General features: G+C 42.8%; 12 protein-coding genes and 2 pseudogenes. 3 read left to right on the top strand and 11 right to left on the bottom strand.

The features are described 5' to 3' along the window. Positions 1-5: 5 nt before the first annotated feature. The 5 genes and pseudogenes from C7I86_RS14560 to C7I86_RS14540 form a co-directional block, all read right to left on the bottom strand. Positions 6-416: pseudogene (locus tag C7I86_RS14560) on the bottom strand (transposase); the annotation flags it as partial. Positions 417-439: 23 nt separating this feature from the next. After that, positions 440-1,288: an IS630-like element ISTcSa family transposase gene (locus C7I86_RS14555; RefSeq protein ID WP_010873460.1), complete on the bottom strand. Its 849-nt coding sequence runs from the start codon at positions 1,286-1,288 to the stop codon at positions 440-442. Positions 1,289-1,442: 154 nt separating this feature from the next. Continuing rightward, positions 1,443-1,523, bottom strand: a complete 81-nt coding sequence (locus tag C7I86_RS19545; protein ID WP_071822665.1) for an IS630 transposase-related protein — start codon at positions 1,521-1,523, stop codon at positions 1,443-1,445. 27 nt (positions 1,524-1,550) lie between these two features. Beyond that, positions 1,551-2,336, bottom strand: coding sequence for an IS5 family transposase (locus tag C7I86_RS14545; RefSeq protein WP_010873213.1), 786 nt, complete (start codon positions 2,334-2,336; stop codon positions 1,551-1,553). Between the two features lie 58 nt (positions 2,337-2,394). Next, positions 2,395-2,676, bottom strand: a pseudogene (locus C7I86_RS14540) (IS630 transposase-related protein); the annotation flags it as partial. A 461-nt stretch (positions 2,677-3,137) separates the two neighbouring features. Here C7I86_RS14540 and C7I86_RS14535 point away from each other — a divergent pair. The 3 genes from C7I86_RS14535 to C7I86_RS14525 all read left to right on the top strand — a co-directional run bounded on the left by C7I86_RS14535 (position 3,138) and on the right by C7I86_RS14525 (position 5,316). Continuing rightward, positions 3,138-3,680, top strand: a complete 543-nt coding sequence (locus C7I86_RS14535) for a DUF4334 domain-containing protein (protein WP_010873964.1) — start codon at positions 3,138-3,140, stop codon at positions 3,678-3,680. Between the two features lie 350 nt (positions 3,681-4,030). Then, complete coding sequence (locus tag C7I86_RS14530) at positions 4,031-4,816, top strand: IS5 family transposase (protein WP_010873213.1); 786 nt, start codon at positions 4,031-4,033, stop codon at positions 4,814-4,816. 62 nt (positions 4,817-4,878) lie between these two features. Then, positions 4,879-5,316, top strand: a complete 438-nt coding sequence (locus C7I86_RS14525) for a hypothetical protein (RefSeq protein WP_010873962.1) — start codon at positions 4,879-4,881, stop codon at positions 5,314-5,316. A gap of 390 nt (positions 5,317-5,706) precedes the next feature. Here the strand turns inward: C7I86_RS14525 and C7I86_RS14520 are convergent, their stop codons facing one another. The 6 genes from C7I86_RS14520 to C7I86_RS14495 form a co-directional block, all read right to left on the bottom strand. Further along, positions 5,707-6,960 carry a hypothetical protein gene (locus C7I86_RS14520; protein ID WP_010873961.1) on the bottom strand — a complete coding sequence of 418 codons (1,254 nt, stop codon included), beginning with the start codon at positions 6,958-6,960 and terminating at the stop codon, positions 5,707-5,709. A 106-nt stretch (positions 6,961-7,066) separates the two neighbouring features. After that, entirely contained in the window at positions 7,067-7,480 is a 414-nt protein-coding gene (locus C7I86_RS14515) for a heavy metal-responsive transcriptional regulator (protein ID WP_010873960.1), read from the bottom strand. 229 nt (positions 7,481-7,709) lie between these two features. After that, complete coding sequence (locus C7I86_RS14510) at positions 7,710-9,068, bottom strand: APC family permease (protein WP_010873959.1); 1,359 nt, start codon at positions 9,066-9,068, stop codon at positions 7,710-7,712. A gap of 140 nt (positions 9,069-9,208) precedes the next feature. Continuing rightward, the gene (locus C7I86_RS14505; RefSeq protein ID WP_010873958.1) at positions 9,209-9,631 is read right to left on the bottom strand and encodes a hypothetical protein; all 423 of its coding nucleotides are present in this window, start codon (positions 9,629-9,631) and stop codon (positions 9,209-9,211) included. Between the two features lie 209 nt (positions 9,632-9,840). Beyond that, positions 9,841-10,305 carry a CYTH domain-containing protein gene (locus C7I86_RS14500; RefSeq protein ID WP_010873957.1) on the bottom strand — a complete coding sequence of 155 codons (465 nt, stop codon included), beginning with the start codon at positions 10,303-10,305 and terminating at the stop codon, positions 9,841-9,843. Continuing rightward, the gene (locus C7I86_RS14495) at positions 10,289-14,047 is read right to left on the bottom strand and encodes a hydantoinase B/oxoprolinase family protein (protein ID WP_010873956.1); all 3,759 of its coding nucleotides are present in this window, start codon (positions 14,045-14,047) and stop codon (positions 10,289-10,291) included. The genes C7I86_RS14500 and C7I86_RS14495 overlap by 17 nt, the downstream gene beginning before the upstream one ends. Positions 14,048-14,101: the final 54 nt, after the last annotated feature.

The following is a 14,101-nucleotide window of genomic DNA, read 5'->3' as shown; positions in this document are numbered from 1 at the left end:
AGACGCTAAACGCCACAGTAAGAACGGATAATTTCATCAAGAGACGTGTCAATAGGAGCGTACATTCTAGCTCGTTTCAAGGCACTAAAGTCATGCTCAATATCATTTAAATCAGGAGAATATTTCGGCAAAAAAAGAACTTCATGACCTGCTTCTTTAGCCAATTCTTTAATGGCAGTTTTACGATGAATAGGAGCATTATCCATTATTAATATTGATGGAATGTCGAGGGAGGGTAGCAAATATAATTTTAACCATCCTTCAAAGCCTTCTGCATTCAAACTCCCGGTAAAAACCATCGGCGCAATCAAATCTTTTTTTCCTTTTCTTCTCCCTGCTACTAGATTTTCTCTGACTCCCCTTTTTCCTTGTCTATCTCCATAAACTTTTTTTCCTTTTTTTGACCAGGCATATAGTAGTTTCAAATAAAGCTGAGACGCTAAACGCCACAGTAAGAACGGATAATTTCATCAAGAGACGTGTCAATAGGAGCGTACATTCTAGCTCGTTTCAAGGCACTAAAGTCATGCTCAATATCATTTAAATCAGGAGAATATTTCGGCAAAAAAAGAACTTCATGACCTGCTTCTTTAGCCAATTCTTTAATGGCAGTTTTACGATGAATAGGAGCATTATCCATTATTAATATTGATGGAATGTCGAGGGAGGGTAGCAAATATAATTTTAACCATCCTTCAAAGCCTTCTGCATTCAAACTCCCGGTAAAAACCATCGGCGCAATCAAATCTTTTTTTCCTTTTCTTCTCCCTGCTACTAGATTTTCTCTGACTCCCCTTTTTCCTTGTCTATCTCCATAAACTTTTTTTCCTTTTTTTGACCAGGCATAAATACAAGCCTGGATTGCTTCGAATCCAGATTCATCTATGTAAACTATAGCTTGACTACCATAGAGCTTAATTAGTTCTCTTAACATTCTATAGTACTTAACTCGTTCCTCCCGGTTTCTTTCTCGATAACGTAGTTCTTTTTTTTTTCTGTTTATTTTCATTTTCTTTAATGCGTAATATACGGCACTCGGCCTCACTCCAAATTTCTTGGCTCTGTCTATCAATCTTGCATCGGGATTTTCTTCTACGTCTTTTTTTAGAGCTTCCCAGTCTAATTTCCTATGGCGACGCTCTACTTTTATTGGGCTTAAATCTACTCTATTTAACCATCTGTATATCGAGGCTTTTCCTATTTTATATATCTTGGAAGCCTCAGTTATTTTTCCTCCAGCTTCTATATAAGCTACTACCCTTTGCCTTAAATCTAAACTGTAAGCCATTGTTTAAACCTGTTCATTTTGTACACTCCATAATTTTACATTAAATTCTCTCATCGTTAATTGAAATGACTATAAATACAAGCCTGGATTGCTTCGAATCCAGATTCATCTATGTAAACTATAGCTTGACTACCATAGAGCTTAATTAGTTCTCTTAACATTCTATAGTACTTAACTCGTTCCTCCCGGTTTCTTTCTCGATAACGTAGTTCTTTTTTTTTCTGTTTATTTTCATTTTCTTTAAGAAAGTGTTTGAAAAGTTTTAAGCAAGCCTTTGAAGCATGAGATGAACCATGGCAACATAGAGCATGGTCTCACTGGTGGTAGGTAAATATTCATAATCCTTGCTTAAACGACGATAGCGACCAAACCAAGCAAAGGTGCGCTCGACTACCCAACGGCGGGGTAAGACTTCAAAACCTTTTTGTCCCTGCTTTTTGCTGACGACATTCAAATTCCAACCAAAAGTATGCTCCACCCAATAGATAAAATCCTTTCCGCCAAAGGTGCTATCAGTCCATATAACTTGCAGGCACTGCCAAAGGGGAGCAAACCAGGTAGCAAGTAGAATCAGACCCTGATGGTCAGAGCGATGGGCACCATGGACGACAACATCGAGAAGTAATCCCATGGTATCCACGAGGATTGTACGTTTACGACCATTGACCTTTTTTCCGCCGTCATAGCCAGTTTCTTGGCCAGTTCCAGCCTTTTTAAGTGACTGTGAATCTAAACAACCGGCACTAGGGTGAGTATTTCTTCCAGCTTTGAGCCGAACTTTCTCACGGAAGATACGATTTAATTTTTTCCAGGTACCATCTTCGTGCCATGGCTGGAAATAACCATAGACCGTTCGCCATTTAGGAAAATCATGGGGCAGAAGTCGCCAGGCACACCCCGTTCTGAGCATGTAAAAAATAGCATTGAGTATCTCCCGCAGACTAGTTTTCCGTTTTCTTCCCCCAGTTTTTGCTTTGGGTAAATGGGGTTCTACCAATTGCCACTGGCTATCTGTGATGTCCGTGCTGTAAAATTCTCGAATTATCATTAATTATGGTGAAAATTTTATTCTTTTCACCATTTTCCATTCTTCACCCTACTTTTCAAACACGCTCTAATGCGTAATATACGGCACTCGGCCTCACTCCAAATTTCTTGGCTCTGTCTATCAATCTTGCATCGGGATTTTCTTCTACGTCTTTTTTTAGAGCTTCCCAGTCTAATTTCCTATGGCGACGCTCTACTTTTGTTGGGCTTAAATCTACTCTATTTAACCATCTGTATATCGAGGCTTTTCCTATTTTATATATCTTGGAAGCCTCAGTTATTTTTCCTCCAGCTTCTATATAAGCTACTACCCTTTGCCTTAAATCTAAACTGTAAGCCATTGTTTAAACCTGTTCATTTTGTACACTCCATAATTTTACATTAAATTCTCTCATCGTTAATTGAAATGACTATATCAACATTTTGCCCGTTAACCTCCATCGATAATTGTTTAAAAGGTAATTTTTTAAAAACTAAACTATCCCGGTTTGACACTCCCCTCTTGCCTCCGATGCTACTGAAAATGGCAGGCCCCCAAAATTAGTAGGGGCGTTTTTATCTCTAACAATTCGGTGATCGCCAAAGGAAACGAGTCCACAAATCCAGAGCCTATGGGTAGACTCCGATACATCGGCGGCGATTACCTGATTGATGGCTTAGGTTGTTAGCTTGTAGAATTGGGGCCTTGGTTGCCTAAGACTTTCCGCTTGTTCCTCGATCCATTCTTCTTTCCGCCATACCATAGGTCACCGCCCAGACTAAACTTGGCACAATATCTTTTCGAGCCCATGGCTTCTCCACGATGGCTAAAAATGATTTGCAATCTCTCTTGTCAGCTTCCGCAATGACTACTGCCGAGGCATTGTCTTTTTATGATTCCTTGGAACCTGTGGATCTCGCTTTTATTACCGGGCGTTGGCAAGGCAAGGGAATTTCCACTAATCATCCGATGGACGGCATATTAGAGATGATCTGTTGGTACGGCAAGGAGTTTATTGATGCGGAAACAGTTCATCCTTTGTTATTTAAAAATACCCAGGGAGAAATTTTCAAGCTCAGACCAGATCCAACTGTGATGGCACTCTCCCTAAATTTTCGTATCAATCGTTATCCATGGATTGCCCCAGGACTGCGTTGGTTCACTAGTTTTTTTAAAACTGAAGTTAGCCAAGCACGTTTGCGAATGATGGAAAGCCGTGGTGTAGTTACCGCCACTATGATTTACGATTATTTACCTATTAATGACTCTTTTAAGAAAATTGATGATAACTCCGTATTTGGTTTGATGGACTATAAACCTATCCCTCAGCCTTTTTTCTTTTTGCTGCAACGGTGTGTGTTTTGAGTCTGATAAGTTTTGCCCATACCTTCTCCTCATAACTGCCGTAATCTGAGTGATTGCGTACATTTAAAATCTAATGGAGCACTTCAGCAAGGGATTTTTGGGGAGAGTTGTAATAGGGTCTGCTCTAGGATTTGATGACGAAGACTCTGTTTTTGAGCTATTATATTTAACTATAAATAACATCACTAAAAAATGGCAACGCTCTATCCAAGATTGGCGAGCTGCTACTTCTAATTTTGCTGTTCTTTTTTTTGAACGCTTTTCACTTTAATTCTCCCCTTTAGAGCGTGTTTGAAAAGTAGGGTGAAGAATGGAAAATGGTGAAAAGAATAAAATTTTCACCATAATTAATGATAATTCGAGAATTTTACAGCACGGACATCACAGATAGCCAGTGGCAATTGGTAGAACCTCATTTACCCAAAGCAAAAACTGGGGGAAGAAAACGGAAAACTAGTCTGCGGGAGATACTCAATGCTATTTTTTACATGCTCAGAACGGGGTGTGCCTGGCGACTTCTGCCCCATGATTTTCCTAAATGGCGAACGGTCTATGGTTATTTCCAGCCATGGCACGAAGATGGTACCTGGAAAAAATTAAACCGTATCTTCCGTGAGAAAGTTCGGCTCAAAGCTGGAAGAAATACTCACCCTAGTGCCGGTTGTTTAGATTCACAGTCACTTAAAAAGGCTGGAACTGGCCAAGAAACTGGCTATGACGGCGGAAAAAAGGTCAATGGTCGTAAACGTACAATCCTCGTGGATACCATGGGATTACTTCTCGATGTTGTCGTCCATGGTGCCCATCGCTCCGACCATCAGGGTCTGATTCTACTTGCTACCTGGTTTGCTCCCCTTTGGCAGTGCCTGCAAGTTATATGGACTGATAGCACCTTTGGCGGAAAGGATTTTATCTATTGGGTGGAGCATACTTTTGGTTGGAATTTGAATGTCGTCAGCAAAAAGCAGGGACAAAAAGGTTTTGAAGTCTTACCCCGCCGTTGGGTAGTCGAGCGCACCTTTGCTTGGTTTGGTCGCTATCGTCGTTTAAGCAAGGATTATGAATATTTACCTACCACCAGTGAGACCATGCTCTATGTTGCCATGGTTCATCTCATGCTTCAAAGGCTTGCTTAAAACTTTTCAAACACTTTCTTAGACAAAATTTAGACCACTCTCATTTTTTTAGAGGAAATACTATGGATTACAGTCATCGTATTGTTAACCTCTGGACAGTGTTTTTGTTGGCAATGCTGTTTCATACTGATTTGGGATTAATGCCCCTTTTTCATGATTTGAGTGTGGCGGAGTTCCATGGGCAAACTATGGCCGATGTTTCTCCAATTTTTTGGCTGATGTTAATCTTTTTTATACTGCCACTATTTGCTATTATCGTTATTTCTTTTAGTCAGTCCCGCAAAGTACGTCAGGTTCATTTTGGCTTAACTGTAGTATATTCAGTGCTTAACTTAGGGCATTTGATTGCTGATCTTAGCTTAGAAACGATTGTTTGGTACCAAATATTTTTAATGATATTTCTATTTCTGCTGGGATTACTAATTAATGCCGTTTCTTGGCGTTGGTTAAAGACTGTTAAATCAACTCTAGTTCATTCTATGTCTGGCTCTAAAAACTGATCTTACCTGAAAAATATAAGCAACGATTTTTACTTAGAGCTGTAGCTTTTTCTTTAAATATACTTACTAGTTCTACTACAGCTTTTAAGTTAGAGCTTTAATCGCCAACCCAACTCCTACTTATTTTCTCTCTGTCAATTCCAAGGACTACTAGCCCAAATCAAGTTAAATTGTACGTTCAGAGAGTAGGAAAAGCACCGGCAATTCATCCCCTAAATCTAACTGTCCTTCGGGGGGCGCTGGACAAAACCCCTGCTGGAACCCTTTCGTAAATTTGCGCCGATCAAAAGCTATCCGCAAGCAGATTTTTGTTAATCTTCCAACGGATAGCTCTACCCTTAGCTGAGGAAGGGAAAGAAAACTTACTTGCTCCCTGGGAGGGATTTAAAGCTAACTGACGGGTGCCAATTCAACAAATTGGGTTTTAAAGACGTCCTGGGTTCCCAAGACAACTTCCTCAGTACCCGATACAGAAGAGGGCACAGCAATATCGAGATAGATCAAACCATTATGGTTGGAGCTATCAGGAACAATCACCATCCCCCTGGCGCCTGCGACATTGTAACGTTCAGTCCCCGCATCCAAGAAAATCGAAGCCCCCTCTTCAATTTCAAAGGTAATGCGATAGTTTCCTGCATCAGTGAATTTGAACGGTTTACCCGAGACGCCGGAAATAACCTTACCTGATACGGCTAATTCTGAACCAAATGCTGTGCTAGCAGCGTAGTCTTTGGTCCCAATGCCAAGGCCAACCCATTGGTCCCCGTTCCAGTCCAGTCCTGTAACCGGATCATGTTCGAATTTTTGAATGGTTAGGTTCATCACCTGGGACGGTGCATAGACGGTGGCTAAGTCACTGCGATAGATGGGAAGACCACTATCCCCCAGTTGGGTAAAGGCATCATCGGCACTAGCAAAAGTCTGTTGCAACGATGCTGCTGTATAGCGAGTGCCCTGAACTTCGGTCTTGCCTTGACCATCAATTTGTTCCATATGGTAGGCGAGTTGCCCATCATCGGAGATAAGAGGATCCCCAATATCTTTAAATAAAGCCAACTCGATTCGGACAAACTGACCTAGCTCAATCCTGGCAGACTCTAGGGCATCCCCCACGTCAACTTTGTCGATGGCGATCGCCCCTGTTGCTTGTTCGTTATAAGCTTGCCAAGTGTTGCCTTCATTTTTTTGGGCAAACCAGTAATAATCATCACGGGTGCCGGGTACAAAATAAGGATCCGTTAGGGTTAGGCTATTCATGGCTCCCCGTAGAGCTAAAGGCGTAACTCCGGAGGGAAAAATGACAGGGAAGGACAGGTTATTTTCGACTGATTCTTCGCCGTGGCCTTTGCCATCTGGCGGCCCACCACCACCCTTATCGGTTGGCAAACCACCGCCCCGTTTACCTTGGGACGAAATTTGAGTGATCGCCGCCAAATTAGAGGCAGCGTTAGCAGATACACTCCCACCTCGTTGGCCCAGAGTTAAGGTTGGAGTTGTTAGTTCAAGGCTAGATAGAAGAGTTGATTTACTTAGGGTAGGTTTACTTCCTTGTTTATCCGATTTTCCTTGCCCTTGACTGTAGAGATTGTAGAGGATGCCTACATTTTGTTGATCCCCTAACTTACTTGACGAATTAGAAGACATGACAAACCCTCCCTTTCTGGTTTTAATCCCCAGAAAATAGTGTTTTTTGTGGCATTTTTGACAAAGTAGCCAGCAAAGTAGATAAAAGTTCAATCACTCAGAATACCTAAGTCAACTGCTCATTTAACAAACAGCAATTACCGTGTTTACCCCCATTACTAATTCTTTGACAGCAAAGACTGAGAATTTTGGATAGATCATCCTTCATTTTTTCCATTTCTTTGATTCCACTTTCGAGCTGAAGGATTTTGCTCGTGAGCTTATGATAAATTTCGTCGCAAGTCAGGGATTGTTGACTTTGTAAGTGGAGAATGTCGGCAATCTCCTCCAGACTAAACCCCAAATCCTTGGCATGACGAATGAAACTCAGGATCGCCAAATCTTTCTCTTGATAAACCCGATAACCAGATTGGTTGCGCTGGGGATGATCGACTACCCCTATGCGTTCGTAGAAATAGAGAGTCTGCGGATTTAATCCCAGTTTGCGAGCGACCTCGCTGACGGTTAACATAATGCTCACCCTCCCATTTCTTCTCTGTCTCTACTACAATATATTCCCTATACTTAGGTATAAGGTTGTAGGTTGATATAGTTTGTTACAAAAAAAGGACGATTTTCTCCCAGTTTCTTATCAGTAAAGGATAGCTAGAACTCTTCGCAGTGGGTAATGTGGTCAGTTTCGGAGCAATATTCGTAATTTGGCGATCGCCTACCTAACCCCCAGTAATTTTTGTCTTAGTTCTCGACTGTCAGGAGCGGTCAGCCCCTTGGCGAGCAATTATTCCAATGCCTAGAACTATTAGAACGAAGAAAATCAACACTGTATTGAGCAAATCCCCTTGATTTAACCCACTTAAAAAAGCAATAGTAGCAGTTGCTAATAGTAGAATTGTCACACTACCAAGGATTAAAATAGAACGGGAAAGGATACCACGGCGATAGTGATCCCGCAGTAGGGAAATGGAAACAAGACCATAGACCAATAGCAATGCTAAAGTCCCAAAAGTACCACAAACATCGTTAATATCATCGGGTTTTAACCCCATTGCTAGCAGAACCAAAGTACCCAAAATACAAATCCCTAACCCTAAAGTTAAGGAGCCCACCGGAGTGTGGAAAGCAGGATGAATTTTAGTGCTGAATGGAGGAAGAATTTTTTCTTTTCCTAAACTTAAACCAACCCTAGCCAGAGCACTAAATACCCCTAAACTTGCACTCAAAAAACAAACAGAGGCGCTAAAACTAATTACCATCGCCGCCGTCGGAATTTGTAAAAAATCGCCGAGACTAACAAGCGGACTGGCTGAGTTGAGAATATTGCTGGGAGCCGCTTTAAAACCCAGTCCTAAAACATAAGCCCAAACCAAAAATAGTGCCCCTGGCAGCAAAGTAGCAATGCGTAGAGCTTTGGGAATATCTTTGAGGGGATGGAGAGATTCACGTCCTAGGGTAGCTGCACTTTCAAATCCCACAAAACTCAAAAAAGCAATCATTAAGCCCGAACGTACTTGGTTGCCTGTGGCGCTGGTGAGTTGAAATTCTGACAAATCAAATTTAATACTATGGTGGAATAAAATAACACTACATAACCAGAAAATTATAATAATTGAAACACTTTCTAACACCAACATCATTCCATTGGATACTCGCACATCCCGTGACACTAGCCACCAAATTAATCCTCCCAAAACCACAACAAAAAACCACAGAGGCAGTTTGGGTCCGGCCATCCCCATTAGAATTGCAAAACTTTGACTGGCCATGGCCAGCAGTAGTATGCCAAAGCCGCCATAGGCCAGTAAGAGTAACCAGCCCGTTAACCGTGCAAAAGTTACCCCCAAACCTTGCAAAACATAGGTGGCTAAGCCCGCTGTCCCCGCTTCCTGCCTGGCAAAGGTAATCAGCACTTGGGACACTAACAAAATACAAAGACAAGCAATCAGGTAAGTGAGCCAACTACTGTTCCCGGAACTGAGATAGACCTGGGGAATGTTGATCACAGCGGTTATGGTTGGCCCTACAACGGCGATCGCCTGGGTGGTGACCTGAATTAATCCTAAACAGCGATTAAGTTGGGGGACAGAAGAAGAATTAGTCAGTACCGTCATAAATCCCTATCATGAAAATCCAAGCTAATTTCGTACACTTTACCGTGAATCAATCTCTTCTCCGGCAACTTTAATCTGCGATTGAAAAATTTCTGAGCGAATCTCAGATTTCTGGGGGGCGGTGCGATTGCAAATATATTTTACTCGTTGATATTATCTATACCCTCAAATTTCCAACCCGTTTTTGTCCTTTCAAAATAATATTTAATCGGACGATTTTCGCTTGATTCAGGTAGCTGTTTAAAGGTGCAATAAATAGCATAACCCTTTCCCTCTTGCTTCGGTTTAGTCGTTTGAAAACATCTCTTCACATCGGCTTCCATATTCAAAATATCGTCGTAACCTTGCAAAAATTCAGTTTCTGTTTTTATGCTTTCTATTCCAAATGGCATCGAAAGGGGAAATTTTGTCAATCTGGCAACGGTGGATTTGTCACTGTTAACCACTGCAGTTTTGAATTGTTGCCAAAAGGAATTAAAGTCAGTTTCGGCAGAAATGGTCGCAGATAACCAAAAAAAAGTGGCAGAAAAAATTCCCATTAGTAAATAACCATTTTTGAACATGAGTCAACATTCCTTCTATCTACAAAGTTTACAAGTTTCCATAACTAGCCATATTCAGTAAGCTATCGTTTTTTGGTCAATGCAGGGAGGATAAAATAAAGAAAAAAGGTAAAATTGATAAATCATTTAAATTATTTGGTTGGCTATGTTTTGGATTCAAACAAGAAAAAGAGACTTAAAAATCTTATGTTTGTTCATCGTTTAAGCTGTCACCAATTTTTGTAGGGATGTTGAGTCAAATTGACGTTGTAATAGCGAGCATCATCCGTGACTTCTTTCCCAATCCAGGGGGGTAAACTTATTTTTTCGTCAGCTTGGGATAATTCTACTTCCGCCAAAATTAGACCCTGGTTATCCCCCAAAAATTCGTCCACTTCCCAGGTTTTTCCTTGGTAATCGAGGCAATAACGATATTTTTCAATCAGGGGCGGTGAACAAAGTTCAGTCAAAATTTGATTAGCATCCACTGCGGGAATTTCATACTCAAATTCCAAACGGGCCATGCCGGTATTTTTACCCTTAATAGTGAGATAGGCCCGATTGCCAATGGTACGGACTCGAACCGTGGTTAAATCCTTGGTCGCAATGTAACCTTGACGGTACAAATAACCCTGGGCTAAATCCCGCCAGCGGTCATCTTTAACCAGGAATTTACGTTCAATCTCGATGGCCATAACCTCCGCCCCCCGGTGTTTTAATTATTAGGCGATCGCCAGGGGCCACATCCACCTGGGCGCAACTATCTAACCGTACCTTATCCCCAGAACGACGCAGTAACCAATTTTCCCCCACGGCTCCTGCTTCTCCCCCGGCCAACCCAAAGGGTGCCACCCGCCGCCGATTAGCCAAAATAGCTACTGATAGAGGTTGAAGGAACTTAAACTGGCGCACAATGCCGTTGCCACCGGGAAATTTACCTGCGCCACCGCTGTGGGGCCGAATGGCGAATTGTTCCAACAACACCGGGAAACGACTTTCTAAGATTTCTGGATCTGTCAGGCGGGAATTAGTCATGTGGGTTTGCACTGCGTCACAACCAGCAAAACTAGGGCCAGCGCCACTGCCTCCTGCAATGGTTTCATAGTATTGATATTGACCATCTCCAAAGGTGAGGTTATTCATGGTGCCCTGGCTGGCGGCCAAACAACCCAACGCTCCGTATAACGTGTCGGCGATCGCCTGGGAAGTTTCCACATTACCGGCCACCACGGCGGCGGGATATTGGGGATCGAGGAGGCAACCGGGGGGAATAATAATTTTTAACGGTTTGAGGCAACCGGCATTGAGGGGAATGGGGTCCTGTACCAGGGTGCGGAAAACGTACAAAACCACTGCTTGTACCACCGCTTTGGGGGTATTGAAATTATGATCGCCCTGGGGAGAAGTGCCGGAAAAATCGATTATGGCGGTGCCTTGGGAGGCGTTAACGGTGATAGTTACCGCAATGCGAATGCCGTTATCCATTTCTGTGACAAATTGACCGGATTTCAGCTTGGCGATCGCCTTGGTTACTGCTTGTTCGGCATTATTTTGCACATGGGCCATATATTGCTGAACGGTGTTTAAACCATACTGGGCTACCATACTTTCTAAACCCATTATGCCCCGTTGATTGGCGGCAATTTGAGCAGAAAAGTCAGCTAAATTTTGTTCGGGATTGCGAGCTGGATAAATGTTATTAAGCAAATGATTACGAATTGCTTGCGTTTGTAATTCCCCTGCTTTAACTAACAACTCATTGTCAAATAAAATACCTTCTTGGTTAATATTTTGACTGTGGGGAGGCATGGAGCCGGGGGTAATGCCGCCCAAATCTGCTTGGTGGCCCCGGGAAGCAACATAAAACAAAATTTCCTTACCCGCAGAGTCAAACAGGGGCGTTATCACTGTCACATCCGGTAAATGGGTGCCACCGTTGTAGGGATTATTGGAGAGATACACATCCCCCGGTTGCAATTGCTGATGGCGATCGTGCAAAAGAGCTTTGACACTTTCCCCCATGGAACCCAAATGCACAGGAATGTGGGGCGCGTTGGCTACCAAGTCTCCATTGGCATCGAAAATGGCACAGGAAAAATCGAGCCGTTCTTTAATGTTGACTGAGCTAGCGGTGTTTTGCAGCACAATGCCCATTTCTTCGGCAATAAATTGATAAAGGTTTTTGAATATTTCTAGGCGCACTGGATCGACTTGATTCCCACTAATAGTTTCATAACTATCAGTATTTACCTTAACTTCCAATTCCTCTTTGTTATTAATTGAATCAGGAGCAGCTTTTGTTTGATTAACTATTTTTTCCAACACCAAATGGCAAGGTTGGGGTTCCCATGGGGATGCTTGGCCCAACTGGGCTTGCCAACCGAGATCAACTACAATAGTACCAGTCTCTTCCGCAATCATTGCTGGCCCGGTAATTACCTGGTGTGGAGCTAACTGCTGACGTTGGTACACAGGCATGGCATGCCATTGGCGATCGCCATAAAAATCCACCATTTCTAAAGCTTGGGCCGGTTTTACCACTGAAGCTAAACAGGGTTCCGGCGGCAAATCTAGAGGTTGAATATACTCTAAACTAATAGCAGCAATGGTGAGGGGAGTGCCTGTTTGATTAAACCCATAGCGTTGTTGATGTTGTTCTGTAAATTGAGTGATTAAACTGGTTAAATCTGGGCAAAAATCAAGACTTAAGCTAGTGTCAGTTCCTCGATATTTCAAATCAATTTGACGACGTATTTCCGGTGATTTACTAAAATTTTCTGCTTTACCATTGCTGTTGGAACTATTAACAAAAGTTTCAGCTAACTGGGTTTCTAGGGTTTGATAATTGCTTAGTAAGCTCTCTAAATTATCCGCTGTTAAAGGTTGCTCAATGGTCATGGCCCGCAAAGCCCGCTGCTCCGCTAAACCCATGCCATAGGCTGAAAGGACACCGCTGTAGGGATGAAGAAAAATCTTACTAATACCTAGGCGATCGGCCAATCGACAAACTAGCTGACCCCCTGCCCCGCCAAAGCAGCATAGGGTATAGCTTTCCAAGTCGTAGCCCCGTTGTAAACTGATTTTTTTGATGGCATTGGCCATATTTTCTACGGCGATCGCCAGAAAGCCATCCGCCACTTCCTCTGGTATAGGTTTAATTGCAGTGAATTGAGCTATTTGATTTGCCAAATCGATGAATTTTTCCTGAACAATATCAATATCTAAGGGCTGATTTCCTTCTGGGCCAAATACAGGGGGAAAATAGCTTTTTTGCACCCGTCCCACCATGACATTGGCATCGGTTACTGTTAACGGCCCGCCCCGACGGTAACAAGCTGGCCCAGGGTTAGCCCCCGCAGAATCGGGACCTACTTGGTATCTTTGCCCGTCAAAGTGCAAAATGGAACCGCCCCCTGCCGCCACTGTATGAATGGCTAAGCTTGGTACCCGCAGACGTACCCCGGCGATTTCCGTCTCCCATAATCGTTCATAGGTACCGTTAAAATGGGCCACATCGGTGGAAGTGCCCCCCATGTCAAAGGTAATAATGTTGCGAAAGCCTGCCCGCTGGGAGGTTTTGACAGCGCCGACAATGCCCCCCGCTGGGCCAGAAAGAATGCTATCCCGTCCCTGGAAATGACTACCATCCACCAGACCTCCATGGGACTGCATAAACTGTACTGTTATGCCTGGTAATTGTCCTTGCACTTGGTCAACGTAACGCCGCAGTAAAGGGGAAAGATAGGCATCCACAACGGTGGTGTCGCCACGATAAATGTATTTAATTAGGGGGCTAACTTCAGAGGAACGGGAAATTTGAGTAAAGCCAATGTTTTGGGCAATTTCAGTAATAATTAATTCATGGTCAGGATAAAGATAACTGTGCATTAAGGCGATCGCCACACTGCGAATTCCTTGGTCATAGGCCTGTTGTAAATCCTGGTGAATCCTATGCTTATCTAGGGGTTGTAAAATTTCTCCCTGGGCATTAATTCTTTCCATCGCTTCAATGACCGGGCCATAGAGCAAGCTAGGCTTTTTAATCTCCAAGGCAAAAATGTCCGGCCGATTTTGATAGGCGATCGCCAACCCGTCTCGAAATCCTTGGGTCATCACTAAAACTAGGGGATCTCCTTTCTGTTCCAGCAACGCATTGGTGGCTACGGTGGTGCCCATTTTAACCATGCTAACTTTTTCTGGGGCGATGGGTTCGTTGGAAGATAAACCTAAAATAATTCGGATGCCATGGATAACTGCATCGTCATAAAGTTCCGGATTTTCTGATAATAATTTAAATAAAATTACCGTTTCTTTTGTGGGTAGGATAAATACGCTAAATCGCCTATCTTTAGCGGAATGTTGGGCTAATTTTGTATCTTTGGTAATGGCAACAATATCGGTAAAGGTGCCGCCCCGGTCCACAAAAAATTTGGTCATGATTATTTTTATCTTAGGCAATTAATTTCTGCTTAAACATGGCTGGAGTAGACC

It is taken from the genome of Synechocystis sp. IPPAS B-1465, assembly GCF_003015225.1.
Lineage (GTDB): Bacteria > Cyanobacteriota > Cyanobacteriia > Cyanobacteriales > Microcystaceae > Synechocystis.
This window is presented reverse-complemented; position numbering and strand designations above follow the sequence as displayed.